Genomic DNA, 13,170 nt, shown 5'->3' with positions numbered 1-13,170 from the left:
TCTGTCCGCCCCGCCCGGCGTCGTCCGGGCGGGGCGGTCTCGTTTGAGGCGAGTGCTCGGGCGGGCGGTCCGGCGCCCCCTCGTGCCCCACCTGCGGGAGCCGCGGGCGACCGGCCGCGTATGCCCCCCATGCGCCGCCTCGGACCCATCTTCCTCACGTCCGCCGCCGCCGTGGGCGGGGCGGCCCTCGCCGTCGCCGTGTGGCGGCGGTGGGCGATCCCCGTCCGCGAGGAGGTCCGCGACGTGGCGCGCGCGCCGGCCGCCCCCGACGTGCCCGACGTCGAGCCCGAGGGGCACCGGCGAATCCTGCACGAGGAGGACGGCGAAGGCCCACGCTTCCACCGCCGTTACGAGGTCGACGTGGAGGCGACGACGAAGACGCCCGAGGAGCTCGTCGCCTGCATCGGCGCCGATATCCAGGACTACGTGCCCGACGAGATCGCCGTGTTCGACAAGACGGTCGGGGAGCCCGGGCGGCTGGCCGTCGGCGACGAGTTCGACATCGAGATTCGGTCGCCGTGGAACGGGCCGGTCCGCGTGGTCGAGGCCGAGCCGACGCGGTTCACGCTCGCCACGCTCGAGGGCCACATGGAGGCCGGGCTCATCCGGTTCGAGGCCGCCGACCACCCCGCCCGGCCCGGCGCGCTCCGGTTCGCCATCGAGTCGTGGGCGCGGAGTGCGAACGGCGTCGTGGACCTCGCCTACGACCGGCTGGGCGTGGCGAAGGCCGGCCAGACGGCGATGTGGACGTTCTTCTGCGAGCGCGTGGCCGAGGACTGCGGCGGGCGCCGGGCCGGCGAGGTCCGCGTGACGACCGAGCGGGAGGAGACGGACTCCGAGGCCGAGACGCCCGACGCCCCGCCCCGCCCCGCCCGCGACGGCTCGGAAAGCGGCGGCCTCGTCGCCCGCTACGTCCCCGGCCGCCCCGACTGGACCCGCTACGCCGACCGCCTCGACGCCATCCGGGCGGGGCGGCTCAACTTCGAGCCCGACCACGAGGTGACCGAGGCGGCGGGGTGGCACCTCGACACGTACGACGTCGACCTCGTGCCCGAGCCGCCCGGGCCGCCGCTGCCGGCCGGCGACGCCGGCGCGTCGTGGGCCGTCGCCTGCCGGCTCGTGCGCGACTACGCGTTCCCCGACCCCAAGCTCATCACCGGCATCTTCTCGCCGGACGACCCGCTGCCGGGGCGGCCCATGCTGCTCCGCGCGCGGTTCCTCTTTTTCACGTTCTGGTTCGGCGTCCGCGTCGGCGACGAGGTCGACGAGGTCCGCGAGGCGACGGACGCCGGCGTCGGCCGCGTCTGGGCGTGGGGCTACGACTACGCCACGCTCGAAGGCCACTTCGAGCGGGGGCGGATCACGTTCGAGGTCCGCAAGGAGGAGGCGACGGGCCGCGTCCGGTTCCACATCGACGCGTTCTCGAAGCCCGACCGCATCCGCAACCCGTTCTACCGGATCGGCTTCAAGCTGTTCGGGCGGCGGCTCCAGCTCCAGTTTGCGCGCTCGGCGTGCGAGCGGATGCAGCGGTTCGTCCGCGAGGAGCTGGCCGCGCGCGCCGCGGGCGGGGCGGCCCCGCCGCGCGAGACCGTCGAGCCCGCCGCCCCGCCCGACGACGTGCCCGTCCCCGACGCCGCCCCGCCCGGATGACGCTGCGCCCCACGCTCCGCCCCGCCCGCCTCGGTGCGCTCGCGCTGCTGTGCGCGCTCGCCGCGCCGGCCTCGGCCCAAGACGCGTCGGCCCAGGACGCCGACGGCGTCCGCGCCGCGGTCGACCAGCTGTTCGACGGGATGCGCGCGGCCGACACGACAGCGATTCGCGCCGTGCTCCACCCCGAGGCCCGCCTGTTCACGGCCGCGGGCGGGGCGGAAGCCCTGGTGCCCACGGGCATCGGCTCGTTCCTCGCCGCCGTCGCGGACGCGCCGGTACCGTTCGACGAGCGCGTCGGCAAGGTCGAAGTCCGCACCGACGGCGCCCTCGCGACCGCCTGGATGCCGTACCGCTTCTACGCCGGCGACCGCTTTAGCCACTGCGGCGTCAACGCCGTGCAGCTCGTGTACGCCGACTCGCCGGGCGGGGCGGGGTGGCGGATCGTCCAGGTCATCGACACGCGGCGGACCGAGGGCTGCGAGTAGCGGGCGCGGCGGCGGCGCGTCGCAGGCGTTCTCGCGTTGGGCCTTTGCCTGGAACGAACGGGCTTTCCCACCTGTCCCTTGCTCCCCGTTCACCACCCCGCCCCGCCATGATGCAGCCCGTCTCCTACGAGGACGCGCCCGCCGACCTCGACCAGCGCCAGCACAACTTTTCCGCCGGCCCCGGCGCGCTCCCCACCGAGGTTCTAGAGGAAGTCCGCGCTGAGTTGCCCGTGTACCCCGGCGTCGGCGCGTCGGTCATGGAGATCAGCCACCGTTCGCCGGCCTACTCCGAGATCCACGAGCGGGCGGCGTCGCGGATGAGGGGGCTCCTCGGCATGGGCGACGACTGGCACGTGCTGTTCCTCCAGGGCGGGGCGTCGATGCAGTTCCACCAGGTCCCGCTCAACTTCCTGCCGGACGACGGCTCGGCCGACTACATCGACACGGGCGCGTGGAGCGCCAAGGCCATCAAGGAGGCCGAGATCGTCGGGGCGGGGCGGAACGCCGGCCCGCGCGTGGCCGCGTCGAGCCGCGACGACGACTACACGTACATCCCGGGCGCCGACGCGTGGGACCTCAACGACGGCGCGGCCTACCTCCACTTTACGAGCAACAACACGATCTACGGGACCCAGTTCGCCGCGGAGCCCGAGGCCGCCGCCCCGCTCGTGTGCGACGCGTCGAGCGACTTCCTGAGCCGCCCGCTCGACGTCGACCGCTACGGGCTGATCTACGCCGGCGCGCAGAAGAACATCGGCCCGGCCGGCGTGACGGCCGTCCTCGTCCGCGACGACTTTTTGGAGCGGCGCCACGCCGACCTGCCGACGATGCTGGACTACGGGACGCACGCGGCCAAGATCTTCAACACCCCGCCCGTGTTCGCCGTCTACCTCGTCGACAAGGTGCTCGGGTGGATCGAGGCGAATGGCGGCCTCGCCGGCATGGTCGAGCGGAACCAGGGCAAGGCGGACGCGCTCTACGGCGCGATCGACGCGAGCGACTTTTACCGGGGAACGGTCCGCCCCGACAGCCGGTCGCAGATGAACGTGTGCTTCCGGCTGCCGTCGGAAGAGCTGGAGGCCCGGTTCGTAAAGGAGGCGAAGGGGGCAGGGCTCCTCGCCCTCAAGGGCCACCGCTCGGTCGGCGGCGTCCGCGCGTCGATCTACAACGCCATCGAGCCCGCGTCCGTCACCGCGCTCGTGGACTTTATGGGCCGCTTCGAGGCCGCCAACGGCTGACCAACCGGCCACCCCGCCCGCGTCGTTCGTGGGCGGGGCGGTCCTAGCTTCCAAGACCTCACCCCTCCCCGCTCCATGCGCGCCCTCGCCCTCACCGCCCTCGCCCTCACGCTCCCGCTCGCCGCCTGCGAGTCCGAGGAGGCCGTCCCCGACGAGGTCCCGGCCCTCGCCGGTCCGGCCCCCGCCCCGCCCGAGCCCGTCGCCGACGCCGTCGGACAGGGCGGGGCGGTACTCCTCAACCTGAACACGACGGCCGAGGAGGACTTCCAGCAGGTCCCCGGCGTGGGCGAGCGGATGGCCCACGAGTTCGAAGAGTACCGGCCGTACGTGAGCATCCAGGAGTTCCGCCGCGAGATCGGGAAGTACGTCGATGAGGCGACGGTCGCGAGCTACGAACCGTACGTGTTCGTGCCGGTGCGGCCGAACGAGAGCGACGCCGAGACGCTCGCGCAGCTCCCGGGCGTCGGCCCGCAGGAGGCCGAGGCGCTCGCGGCGGGGCGGCCCTACGCCTCGGACGCCGCCTTCCTCGACCGCTACGCCGACGTCGCCCCGGGCGCGGACCGCGAGCGGGCCGCGTTGTACCTCGACGGCGGCTCGTGACGCCCGCGCCGGCCGCCCCGCCCCACGAGGCCGCCCCGCGTGCAGGGCGGGGCGGGGAGGTTGCCGCGGACGCGGCCGTCGCGTCGCAGTACCGGCGGTTCCTGCTGGGGACCGCCGTCGCCATCTACGTCGGCGCGGCGGCCGAACTGGCGCTCGTGGGCCACTACGAGGGGTGGACGCAGGTCGTCCCGTTCGTCCTCATCGCGCTCGGCCTCGGGGCCGTGCTGTGGGCGCATATCGGGAGCCGTGCGGGCGGGGCGCAACCCGGCGGGGCGCAGACCGCTGGGGCGGGGCGGCGGGCGCTCCTCGCCGTCCGCCTGACGTCGGCGCTCGTCGTCGCGGGCAGCGTGGTCGGCGTCGGGCTCCACGTCCGCGGCAACTTCGCGTTCGAGCGCGAAATCCACCCGGCCGCCCCGCTCGGCGGCGCGCTGTGGGAGGCGGCGCGGGGCGCGAGCCCCCTCCTGGCGCCCGGCGCTCTGGCACTGGCCGGCGTGCTCGCCGCCGCGGCCATGTGGCGCCACCCCGCCCTCAGACAGACGCCGCCGCCCCGCCCGCCGGGCGCGTAGGGCGGGGTGGTGCCGTCGCAGAAAAGGCGGCGCGTACCTTTCGGGACTCCCGCCCCTGCCCGCTCTCGCTGTGCCCCGGCCATCCCGAGAGCCCGCGCAGGCCCCGCCTGCAGAGGCTCGTCGGCGCGTGGGGCCGCCCGCGGCCTTTCGCGGGCTGTTGGCGGAGCGCTCACACGGGGGGCACGTCGCGGCACGCGCGGCAGCGTATCCCTGTGAAAGACCCCACCACCCCGCCCGTATGAGCTGGTACGACAAACTCAACGAATACTTTCCCGTCGAGGAGATGAAGTCGAAGCAGCACGTCGAGGCGCTGCTCGCCGAGCGGTCCGACGTGTACCGGATCGACCAAGGCCCGAACCACGTCCTGCTCTACGTCGAGGGCACAGACTTTACGTTCGTCGACTACCTCCTCGTGACGGCCGGGGCGCGGGGGCAAGGGCTCGGGCGGACGCTCCTGGACCGGCTCAAGGCGATCGGCAAGCCGATCCTCCTCGAGGTCGAGCCGGCCTCGTACGAGGACACCGACACCGTCAAGCGCCATCGGTTCTACGAGCGCGAGGGGTTCCGCCGGGCCGAGTCGTTCACCTACCGCCGCCGGTCGCTCGCGACGGGCGAGGAGAACGACCTGGAGATCCTCTACTGGTCGCCCGACCCGTCGACGTCCGACGCCGACGTCTACGACCACATGCGGGCGATCTACGAGCACGTCCACACGTGGCGCGACCGGGAGTTCTACGGCGAGTCGTACCAGCCGGCCGACGAGGTCCTCCGGTTCGCCGACGCGCCGGCCGACTCCTCGACTGAATCCTCGACGGACGCACCGGCCGACTCCTCGACCGACTAGCGTCCCGCCGGCCGCCCCGCTCGGGCGGGGCGGCCCCTATCCTGCGCCCCGCCTTCAGAACCGCCCCGCCCATGCACCTGTCCCGCCCCGACGCCCGGATCTACGTGGCCGGCCACCGCGGGCTCGTCGGCTCCGCCGTCGTGCGCAATCTGGAGGCCGCCGGGTACGACGACCTCGTCGTGCGGACGCGGGCCGAGACCGACCTCCGCGACCGGGCCGCCGTCGACGCCTTGTTCGAGGAGGAGCGGCCGGACCACGTCGTCGTCGCCGCGGCGACCGTCGGCGGCATCCTCGCCAACAGCACGCGCCCGGCCGACTTTCTGGCCGACAACCTCGCGATTGCCCTCAACGTGATCGAGGCGGCCCACGAGAGCGGGGTGGGGCAGCGCGGGCGGCTCCTGTTCCTGGGCTCGTCGTGCATCTACCCGAAGCTGGCCCCGCAGCCCATGCGCGAGGAGCACCTGCTGACCGGGCCGCTCGAGCCGACGAACCGGGCCTACGCCGTCGCCAAGATCGCCGGGCTCGAACTCGCCGAGGTGTTCCACCGCCAGCACGGTGACGACATGGTGAGCCTCATGCCGACCAACCTCTACGGGCCGGGCGACAGCTTCGACCCGGAGTCCAGCCACGTCCTCCCCGCCCTCATCCGCAAGGCGCACGAGGCGCGCGGCGCCGGGCCGGGCGGGGCGGACGCCGACCTGGAGCTCTGGGGCTCGGGCACGCCGCGCCGCGAGTTCCTGCACGCCGACGACCTCGCCGCGGCCGTCCGCTTCGTGCTGGAGACGCCTCAAGACCGGCTGCGCGAGGCGGCGCCGGACGGGCTCCTCAACGCGGGCGTGGGCGAGGACCTCTCCATCCTGGAGCTGGCCCAGACCGTGCAGGACGTCGTGGGCGGGGCGGGGCGGATCGTGCTCGACCCGTCCAAGCCCGACGGCACGCCGCGCAAGCTCCTCGACGTCTCGCGCCTCCACGGCCTCGGGTGGACCGCCGAGACCGCCCTCCGCGACGGCATCGCACAGACCTACGCGTGGTACCGCGAGGCGCTCGCCGACGCCTGACGCCACCCCGCCCGCCGCCGCCCCGCCCACCACGGGCCTCTGCCGGGGACGGGGCGGCCCCGACCGATGACCGACCGCCCCGCCCCGACCGGAACCGCCAACGGCGCCGCCCCGCCCGCGCGCTCGGCGCGTCCGCGCGCGCTCGTCACCGGCGTCACGGGCCAGGACGGGTCGTACCTCGCCGAGCTCCTGCTCGCCAAGGGGTACGAGGTCCACGGGCTCAAGCGGCGCGCGAGCTCGTTCAACACGGACCGCGTGGATCACCTCTACCAGGACCCCCACGAGGACGACGTCCGGTTCCGGCTCCACTACGGCGACATGACCGACTCGACCAACCTCATCCGGTTGGTCCAGGACGTCCGCCCGGACGAGGTCTACAACCTGGCCGCGCAGAGCCACGTGGCCGTCTCGTTCGAGACGCCCGAGTACACGGCCAACGCCGACGGCGTGGGCGCGCTCCGCCTGCTCGACGCCATCCGCATCCTGGGGCTGGGCGGCACGACGCGGTTCTACCAGGCGTCGACGAGCGAGCTCTACGGGAAGGCTGTCGAGACGCCGCAGTCGGAGACGACGCCGTTCTACCCGCGCTCACCGTACGCCGCGGCCAAGCTCTACGCCTACTGGATGACGGTCAACTACCGCGAGGCGTACGGCATGCACGCCTCGAACGGCATCCTGTTCAACCACGAGAGCCCGCGCCGCGGCGAGACGTTCGTGACGCGCAAGATCACGCGGGCCGCGGCCCGGATCGCGCTGGGCACCAGGGAGACCGTCTACCTGGGCAACCTCGACGCCCGCCGCGACTGGGGCCACGCGCGCGACTACGTCGAGGGCATGTGGAGGATCGTCCGCCACGACGCGCCGGGCGACTGGGTGCTCGCGACCGGCCGCACGACGACGGTCCGCGCCTTTTGCGAGTGGGCGTTCGCCGCCGCCTTCGCCGCCGTCGGGCGCGACGTGGGGATCGAGTGGGGCGGGGCGGGCGAGGGCGAGGTCGGCCGGCGGACGGACACCGGCGCCGCCGTCGTCCGCGTCGACCCGGCCTACTACCGGCCGACCGAAGTGGACCTGCTCCTGGGCGACGCCTCGAAGGCCGAGCGAGAGCTGGGCTGGCGGCCCACGACGACGGTCGAGGAGCTGGCGGCCGAGATGGTGGCCCACGACCTCGCCGAGGCCGAGCGCGAGGCGCGCGCCAGCGCCGGCCCGTCGGACGCCCGCGTGCCCGCCCCGCCCGCGTAGCGGGGCGTCTGGGCGGGGCGGTTCTTGTAGCGCCGGCCGCCCCGCTCTTCCAGCACGTTTGAGGGGGGTACGGGGTACGAGGTGCAGGGTACACGGCCCGAGAGGCTTGTACCAGCTCTGGACGTTTATGCCTCACCCGAGCCGCCCCGCCCGTCCACCACCCCTGGCTGCGCCGACGCTGCGCGGTGTCCCCTCCTATCCAGGAGGGGGACTCGTCCCACCCCGCCCCGCTCGGTCTGGACGCTGAACACTCAGAAGATCGTCCGATCCTGCACGAGAGTCGTACCTCGTACCCTGTACCTACCCTGAGGGGGCCTCCTGCCCGTTCGCCGCGAACGCCGGGGCGGGGCGGTCGGCCACGCTCTCGTCCTCGCGGATGAGGTCGAGGAGGTGGACGAGCGTGTCGCGGAGCTCGGTGCGCGGGACGATCCGGTCGACGAAGCCCTCGTCGACGAGGAACTCGGCCGTCTGGAAGCCGCGCGGGAGGTCGCGCCCGATCGTCTCACGGATCACGCGCGGGCCGGCAAAGCCGATGAGCGCGCCGGGCTCGGCCAGGTTGAGGTCGCCCAGCATGGCGAACGAGGCTGTCACCCCGCCCGTCGTCGGGTGCGTGAGGAGCGAGACGTAGGGGAGCCCGCGCTCGGCGAGGACCGCGAGGTTGGCGCTCGTCTTCGCCATCTGCATGAGCGAGAGCGCGCCCTCCATCATGCGCGCCCCGCCCGACTGGCTGATCACGAGGCACCCGCGGTCTTCGTCCACGGCCCGGCGGATGGCGCGCGTGATGATCTCGCCGACGACCGAGCCCATCGAGCCGCCGATAAACGAGAAGTCCATGGCCGCGATCGACATGGGGTGCCCGCCGACGGTCCCGGTGCCGCTCACGACGGCGTCGTTGAGGCCGGTCTTCTCCTCGGCCGCCGCGATCCGCTCGGGGTACGCCTTGCGGTCGACGAAGTCGAGCGGGTCGATCGAGTGGAGGTCGGCGTCCCAGCGCGTGAACGCGCCCTGGTCGAAGAGGAGGCGGAGGTAGCCTAGCCCAGCCATCGGGAAGTGGTGGCCGCACGACGGGCACACGAGCACGTTCTCCTCCAGCTCGTGCTGGCTCGTGACCGTCCCGCACTCGGGGCACTTTTGCCAGTAGCCCTCGGGCGTCTCGTTCCGGTCGCGGCGCGGGGTCTGGATGCCGGCCGACTGGCGCTTAAACCATGCCATGGGAAGGGGGCCGCAGGGGGCGGGGTGGACTCAGCCGGGGAAGATACCCCGGGGGCGGACGGCCGCGACCGGCTTGAGGTAGGCCGGCTCGGCGGCGGCGAGGTCGGCCAGCCGCCCCGCCCGCGCCTCGGCCTGCCCGCGGCGGGCGACGGCGACGGCGTCGGGCACGAGCGCGAGGCGCCGCCACGGGCGCTCGGGGTCGGCGTCCGCGATCCGCCCCGCCCCCGGGCCGCCGAGGGCGAAGCCGCCGGGCGGGGCGGGGGGGAGCCAGCCGGCGAGGTCGTCGAGGGCGAGCGCCGTCGGCTCGCGGACCTCGGCGTCGCCGTCGTAGAGCGCCGCGTAGACCTCGCCGCGCCGCGACGGGAGCGCCACGACGACCGCCCCGCCCACGCCGTCGGCGAGGGCGCGGAGCGTGGGGACGGCCGCGAGGCCGGCGCCGGTCGACAGGCACAGGCCCTTGGCCGTCGACATCCCGATGCGGAGGCCGGTGTAGGAGCCCGGTCCGGCCGAGACGGCGACGAGGTCGAGGTCGGCGGCGTCGCGCCCGGCGTGGGCCAGCGCCTCGGCGACGAGCGGGGCCAGCCGCCGCCCGTGCGCCCGCGGCACGTGGACGGCCGAGCGCACGAGGAGGTCGTCGCCGTCGAGCAGGGCGACGGCGCAGACGTCGGCGGCGGTCTCGATACCGAGCGTGAGCATGGCGGACCCAAAGGGTGGGGCGGGGTGGAGCAGAGGGCGGGGCGAAGGCCGCAAGATCGCTCCGCCCTTTGGGTCCGCCCTCCTGGTCCGCCCCGCCCGCGCGGGCTACTGCGCGCGGAGGCGGACCGCGCCGCTCCCGGTGTCGACCGTGAGGCGGGGGCCGCCCCCTGCGACCGTGCCCTCGACCTCGCGGCGCTCGCGGCGGCCGCGGAAGTCGAGCGCGTCGTCGATGGAGACGCGGCCGCCGTCGAGCTCGACGTCGAACCCGGCGCCCCGGGCGAGCACGATCGAGACGGAGCCCGAGCCCGTGTCCACCTCGGTCTCCGCCGCGGACGCGAGCGTCAGCGAGACGGCGCCGGAGCCCGTGTCGATGGACGCCGGCCCGTCGACAGATCCAACGGCGACGGCGCCCGAACCGGTGTCGATCGAGACGTTGCCCACGAGCCGACCGGCGCGGACGGCGCCCGAGCCGGTCTCGATCTCGATCCGCCCGCCCGTCACGTCGCCGACGCGGACGGCGCCGGAGCCCGTGTCGACGAGGAGGTCGCCGCGGAGGCTGGGACCGACACGGACGGCGCCGGACCCGACGTCGACAGACACGTTGAACCGCTCGGGCACGCGGACGGTGACCGTGAACTGGGCGTCCGTCCGGCCTATGCGGAAGCCGCGCCGGGGCGGGTCGGTGCGCACGTCGAGCCGGCCGCGCGTGGCGCGCGCCGTGAACCGGCGGCGCTCGAACTCGCGCCGGGCGTCGCGCCCTCGGCCCTCGACCGTCACGAGCGCCCGGTCGCCGGAGCCCGTCTCGACGACGACGGCTTCGGACCCGAGGTCGACCACGAGGTCGTCGCCGGGGCGGACGTCGAACGACTCGCGGAACAGCTCGTCGGCCGCGGCCGACAGCAGGGCGGGCGGGGCGGCTGGCGCCTCGGCCGACGCGGGCGGGGCGGCCTCGGCGAGCCGGTCGGCGCCGAGCGCGACCAGGAGCGCGCCGAGGACGAGGAGCGCGAGGCGCTGGAAGCGGGGGCGGGGAGGCGTCGGCATGGGCGGACCGCCGCGGGGGCGGGGTGGGTAGGACGTGCGCTCCGCAGACGGGCCTGCCGCCCGCCGAGTTACACCGCCCCGCCCGCTCGCCCCCGCGTTCGCCCCGTGCCCGCCCCGCCCCGACCGCTCGACCGCGCCTTTTTCGCCCGCCCCACGCTCGACGTCGCGCGCGACCTGCTGGGCGCGCTCCTCGTGTACGAGTCGCCCGACGACGGCCGCCTCGCGGGCCGCGTCGTCGAGACCGAAGCCTACCTCGCCGACGACCCCGCTATGCACGGGTGGAAGGCGACGTTCGGGCCGACCGGCCGCGTTCAGCCCGAGGGCCGCGCGCGCGACCTGTTCGCCGCGCCGGGCACGGCCTACGTGTACAACGTGTACTACACGAATTGGCTGCTCAACGTGGTGACCGAGCCCGAGGGCGAGCCCGGCGCCGTGCTCGTCCGCGCCATCGAGCCGGTCGAGGGCGAGGAGGCCATGACGCGGAACCGCCCGCCGTCCGTCCGCCGCCGGCGCGACCTCACGAACGGCCCGGGCAAGCTGACGCAGGCGCTGGGGATCGCCGAGGGGCCGGGCGCCACGGCCAGCCGGTTCCACGGGGCCGACCTGACCACCCCGCCCCTGTACTTCGCGCGCGGCGAGGGCGGGGCGGTCGAGGACGCGCGCGTAGCGGTGTCGAGCCGGATCGGGATCTCGCGCGGGGCGGACCTCGACTACCGCTTTTTCGTCACCGACAGCCCGTTCGTGTCGCCCGGCGAGCCCAGCGACGTCCGCCTCGCGCGCAAGACGGGGCGGGGCGGGCGGTGACAGCTTCCCCCCGCCTACCGGAAGGCACCTGTAGGGACACGGCTCGCCGTGTCCGATGCGAGCGGGGCGGCCAGAGAAGGCGCCGCCCCGCCCGTGGCCGCCCCGCCCACCGCTCGGGCGCCTTGCTCTCGCTGCCCGCTCAGCATGCCCCTGGTGCTGAGCGGGGCGGGGATCTTCGCCCGCGTCCGGCGCGGTCTCACGGCCGCCCCGCCCGCTGCCCCGCCACGCCCTGCCCATGCCCCCGATCCGCGCCCGCGTCCTCGACACCTGGGACACCGTCCGCTCGAGCTACTGGTTCATCCCGTCGCTCATGGCGGTTGCGGCGGCGGCGCTCGCGCTGGGCCTCACGCGCGCGGACGGGCTTGTCGGGGCGGGGTGGGTCGAGGCCGTCTCGTTCCTCCAGGACGGGACCCGGCCCGAGGGCGCCCGGGCTTTCCTGTCGACCGTCGCCGGGTCCATGATCGGCGTGGCCGGCGTCACGTTCTCGATCACGATCGCGAGCGTGGTCTACGCGACGGGCCAGTACGGGCCGCGGCTCTTGACCAACTTCATGGACGACCGCGGCAACCAAGTCACGCTCGGCACCTTTATCGCCACCTTCCTCTACTGCCTCCTCGTGCTCCGCACGGTCCGCTCGGCCGACGAGGCGGGCGGGGTGGGCGAGTTCGTGCCGCACCTCGCCATCCTGGGGGCGCTCGCGCTCACGCTGGCCTCGATCGGCGTGTTCATCTTCTTCATCCACCACGTCCCCGAGAGCATCCACGTCTCGAACCTCGTGGCCGGCGTGGGCCGCGACCTCCTCGACCGGACCGAGTCGCTGTTCCCCGAGCGGATCGGGGAGGCCGGGACGACGCGTGAGGCCGGGCGGGACCCGACTGCGCAGACGTCGATGCCCGACGGCTTTTTCGACGAGGCCCGTCGGGTCGCGGCCGACGGCGCCGGCTACGTCCGCGGCGTCGACGCCGAGGCGCTCCTCGACCTCGCGACGGCGCACGACCTCGTCGTCCGCGTGCGCCACCGGCCGGGCGACTTCGTGGCCGCCGGCGACGCGCTCGTCCTGGCGTGGCCGCCCGACCGCGTGACGGACGAGGTCGCGGCCGACGTCCGCGCGTCGTTCGCGTGGGGCTCGCAGCGGACGGCCCGCCAGGACACGCGCTTCCTCGTCGACGAGCTAGTCGAGATCGCCGCGCGCGCGCTCTCGCCCGGCGTCAACGACCCGTTCACGGCCGTCTCGTGCCTCGACTGGCTGAGCGCGGCGCTCAAGAGCCTGGCCGCCCGCGACTTCCCCGAACCGACCCGCCACGACGAGGGCGGTGCGCTCCGTGTGGTCGCCCAGCCGACGACCTTCGGAGAGTTCGTCGAGGACGTCTACAGTCAGCTCCGCCCGTACGTCGTCGCCGACCGGAACGCGACGCTCCACGCCCTCACGACGATCGGCGAGGTGGCCGGCCGCGTCGCGGACCGCTCGCAGCGCGAGGCCCTCCGCGAGCAGGCCGACGCGCTGCTCCAGGGGGCGACGGACTCGCTCACCATCGACGCCGACCGCCGCGACGTCCGCGAGCGCCACCGCGACGTGTCCCGGCTGCTGGCCGGCCACGTCGGCTTCGAAGCGCTCGCGGCCCAGACCGACGTCGTCGGCGGCACGGCCTGACCGCCCCGCCCGGGCGGGGCGGTCGGTGTGCCTTGAACGGGGCGGGGCGGCCGCCGTACGCTCGCCGGGCTTCGCCCTGACTCCGC

13 protein-coding genes are annotated in these 13,170 nt (G+C 74.7%); 10 read left to right on the top strand and 3 right to left on the bottom strand.

Annotated elements, in window-relative coordinates; genetic code table 11:
* Positions 1-129 precede the first annotated feature (129 nt).
* The 8 genes from RM540_RS08970 (at position 130) to gmd (ending at position 7,680) form a co-directional block, all read left to right on the top strand.
* Positions 130-1,650: a DUF1990 family protein gene (locus RM540_RS08970; RefSeq protein ID WP_311663275.1), complete on the top strand. Its 1,521-nt coding sequence runs from the start codon at positions 130-132 to the stop codon at positions 1,648-1,650.
* Positions 1,647-2,135: a nuclear transport factor 2 family protein gene (locus RM540_RS08965; RefSeq protein ID WP_311663273.1), complete on the top strand. Its 489-nt coding sequence runs from the start codon at positions 1,647-1,649 to the stop codon at positions 2,133-2,135. The genes RM540_RS08970 and RM540_RS08965 overlap by 4 nt, the downstream gene beginning before the upstream one ends.
* A gap of 107 nt (positions 2,136-2,242) precedes the next feature.
* A complete protein-coding gene (serC, locus tag RM540_RS08960; RefSeq protein WP_311663271.1) occupies positions 2,243-3,373 on the top strand; it encodes a 3-phosphoserine/phosphohydroxythreonine transaminase in 1,131 nt (376 codons plus the stop codon).
* A 75-nt stretch (positions 3,374-3,448) separates the two neighbouring features.
* Entirely contained in the window at positions 3,449-3,973 is a 525-nt protein-coding gene (locus RM540_RS08955; RefSeq protein ID WP_311663269.1) for a helix-hairpin-helix domain-containing protein, read from the top strand.
* On the top strand, positions 3,970-4,539 hold the full coding sequence (locus tag RM540_RS08950; RefSeq protein WP_311663267.1) for a hypothetical protein: 570 nt from the start codon (positions 3,970-3,972) through the stop codon (positions 4,537-4,539). Before RM540_RS08955 ends, RM540_RS08950 begins: the two co-directional genes overlap by 4 nt.
* Positions 4,540-4,777: 238 nt before the next feature.
* The gene (locus RM540_RS08945; RefSeq protein ID WP_311663265.1) at positions 4,778-5,383 is read left to right on the top strand and encodes a GNAT family N-acetyltransferase; all 606 of its coding nucleotides are present in this window, start codon (positions 4,778-4,780) and stop codon (positions 5,381-5,383) included.
* A gap of 71 nt (positions 5,384-5,454) precedes the next feature.
* On the top strand, positions 5,455-6,441 hold the full coding sequence (locus RM540_RS08940; protein ID WP_311663263.1) for a GDP-L-fucose synthase family protein: 987 nt from the start codon (positions 5,455-5,457) through the stop codon (positions 6,439-6,441).
* Between the two features lie 66 nt (positions 6,442-6,507).
* Entirely contained in the window at positions 6,508-7,680 is a 1,173-nt protein-coding gene (gene gmd, locus RM540_RS08935; protein ID WP_311663261.1) for a GDP-mannose 4,6-dehydratase, read from the top strand.
* Between the two features lie 300 nt (positions 7,681-7,980).
* Here the strand turns inward: gmd and accD are convergent, their stop codons facing one another.
* The 3 genes from accD to RM540_RS08920 all read right to left on the bottom strand — a co-directional run bounded on the left by accD (position 7,981) and on the right by RM540_RS08920 (position 10,629).
* Positions 7,981-8,892 carry an acetyl-CoA carboxylase, carboxyltransferase subunit beta gene (gene accD / locus RM540_RS08930; RefSeq protein ID WP_311663259.1) on the bottom strand — a complete coding sequence of 304 codons (912 nt, stop codon included), beginning with the start codon at positions 8,890-8,892 and terminating at the stop codon, positions 7,981-7,983.
* Between the two features lie 30 nt (positions 8,893-8,922).
* Positions 8,923-9,588, bottom strand: coding sequence for a tRNA (adenosine(37)-N6)-threonylcarbamoyltransferase complex dimerization subunit type 1 TsaB (gene tsaB, locus RM540_RS08925; protein ID WP_311663257.1), 666 nt, complete (start codon positions 9,586-9,588; stop codon positions 8,923-8,925).
* Positions 9,589-9,693: 105 nt separating this feature from the next.
* Positions 9,694-10,629, bottom strand: a complete 936-nt coding sequence (locus RM540_RS08920) for a DUF4097 family beta strand repeat-containing protein (RefSeq protein ID WP_311663255.1) — start codon at positions 10,627-10,629, stop codon at positions 9,694-9,696.
* A 105-nt stretch (positions 10,630-10,734) separates the two neighbouring features.
* Here RM540_RS08920 and RM540_RS08915 point away from each other — a divergent pair, with 105 nt between their 5' ends.
* Positions 10,735-11,433 carry a DNA-3-methyladenine glycosylase gene (locus RM540_RS08915; protein ID WP_311663253.1) on the top strand — a complete coding sequence of 233 codons (699 nt, stop codon included), beginning with the start codon at positions 10,735-10,737 and terminating at the stop codon, positions 11,431-11,433.
* Positions 11,434-11,668: 235 nt separating this feature from the next.
* Positions 11,669-13,084 (top strand): DUF2254 domain-containing protein, encoded by a 1,416-nt coding sequence (locus RM540_RS08910; RefSeq protein ID WP_311663251.1) that lies wholly within the window; start codon positions 11,669-11,671, stop codon positions 13,082-13,084.
* Positions 13,085-13,170: the final 86 nt, after the last annotated feature.

The sequence above is a fragment of the Rubrivirga litoralis genome, from assembly GCF_031846415.1.
GTDB classification, from domain to species: Bacteria; Bacteroidota; Rhodothermia; order Rhodothermales; family Rubricoccaceae; genus Rubrivirga; species Rubrivirga litoralis.
Note: the sequence above shows the minus strand (reverse complement) of the source record. Positions and strands in the feature narration are given on the sequence as shown.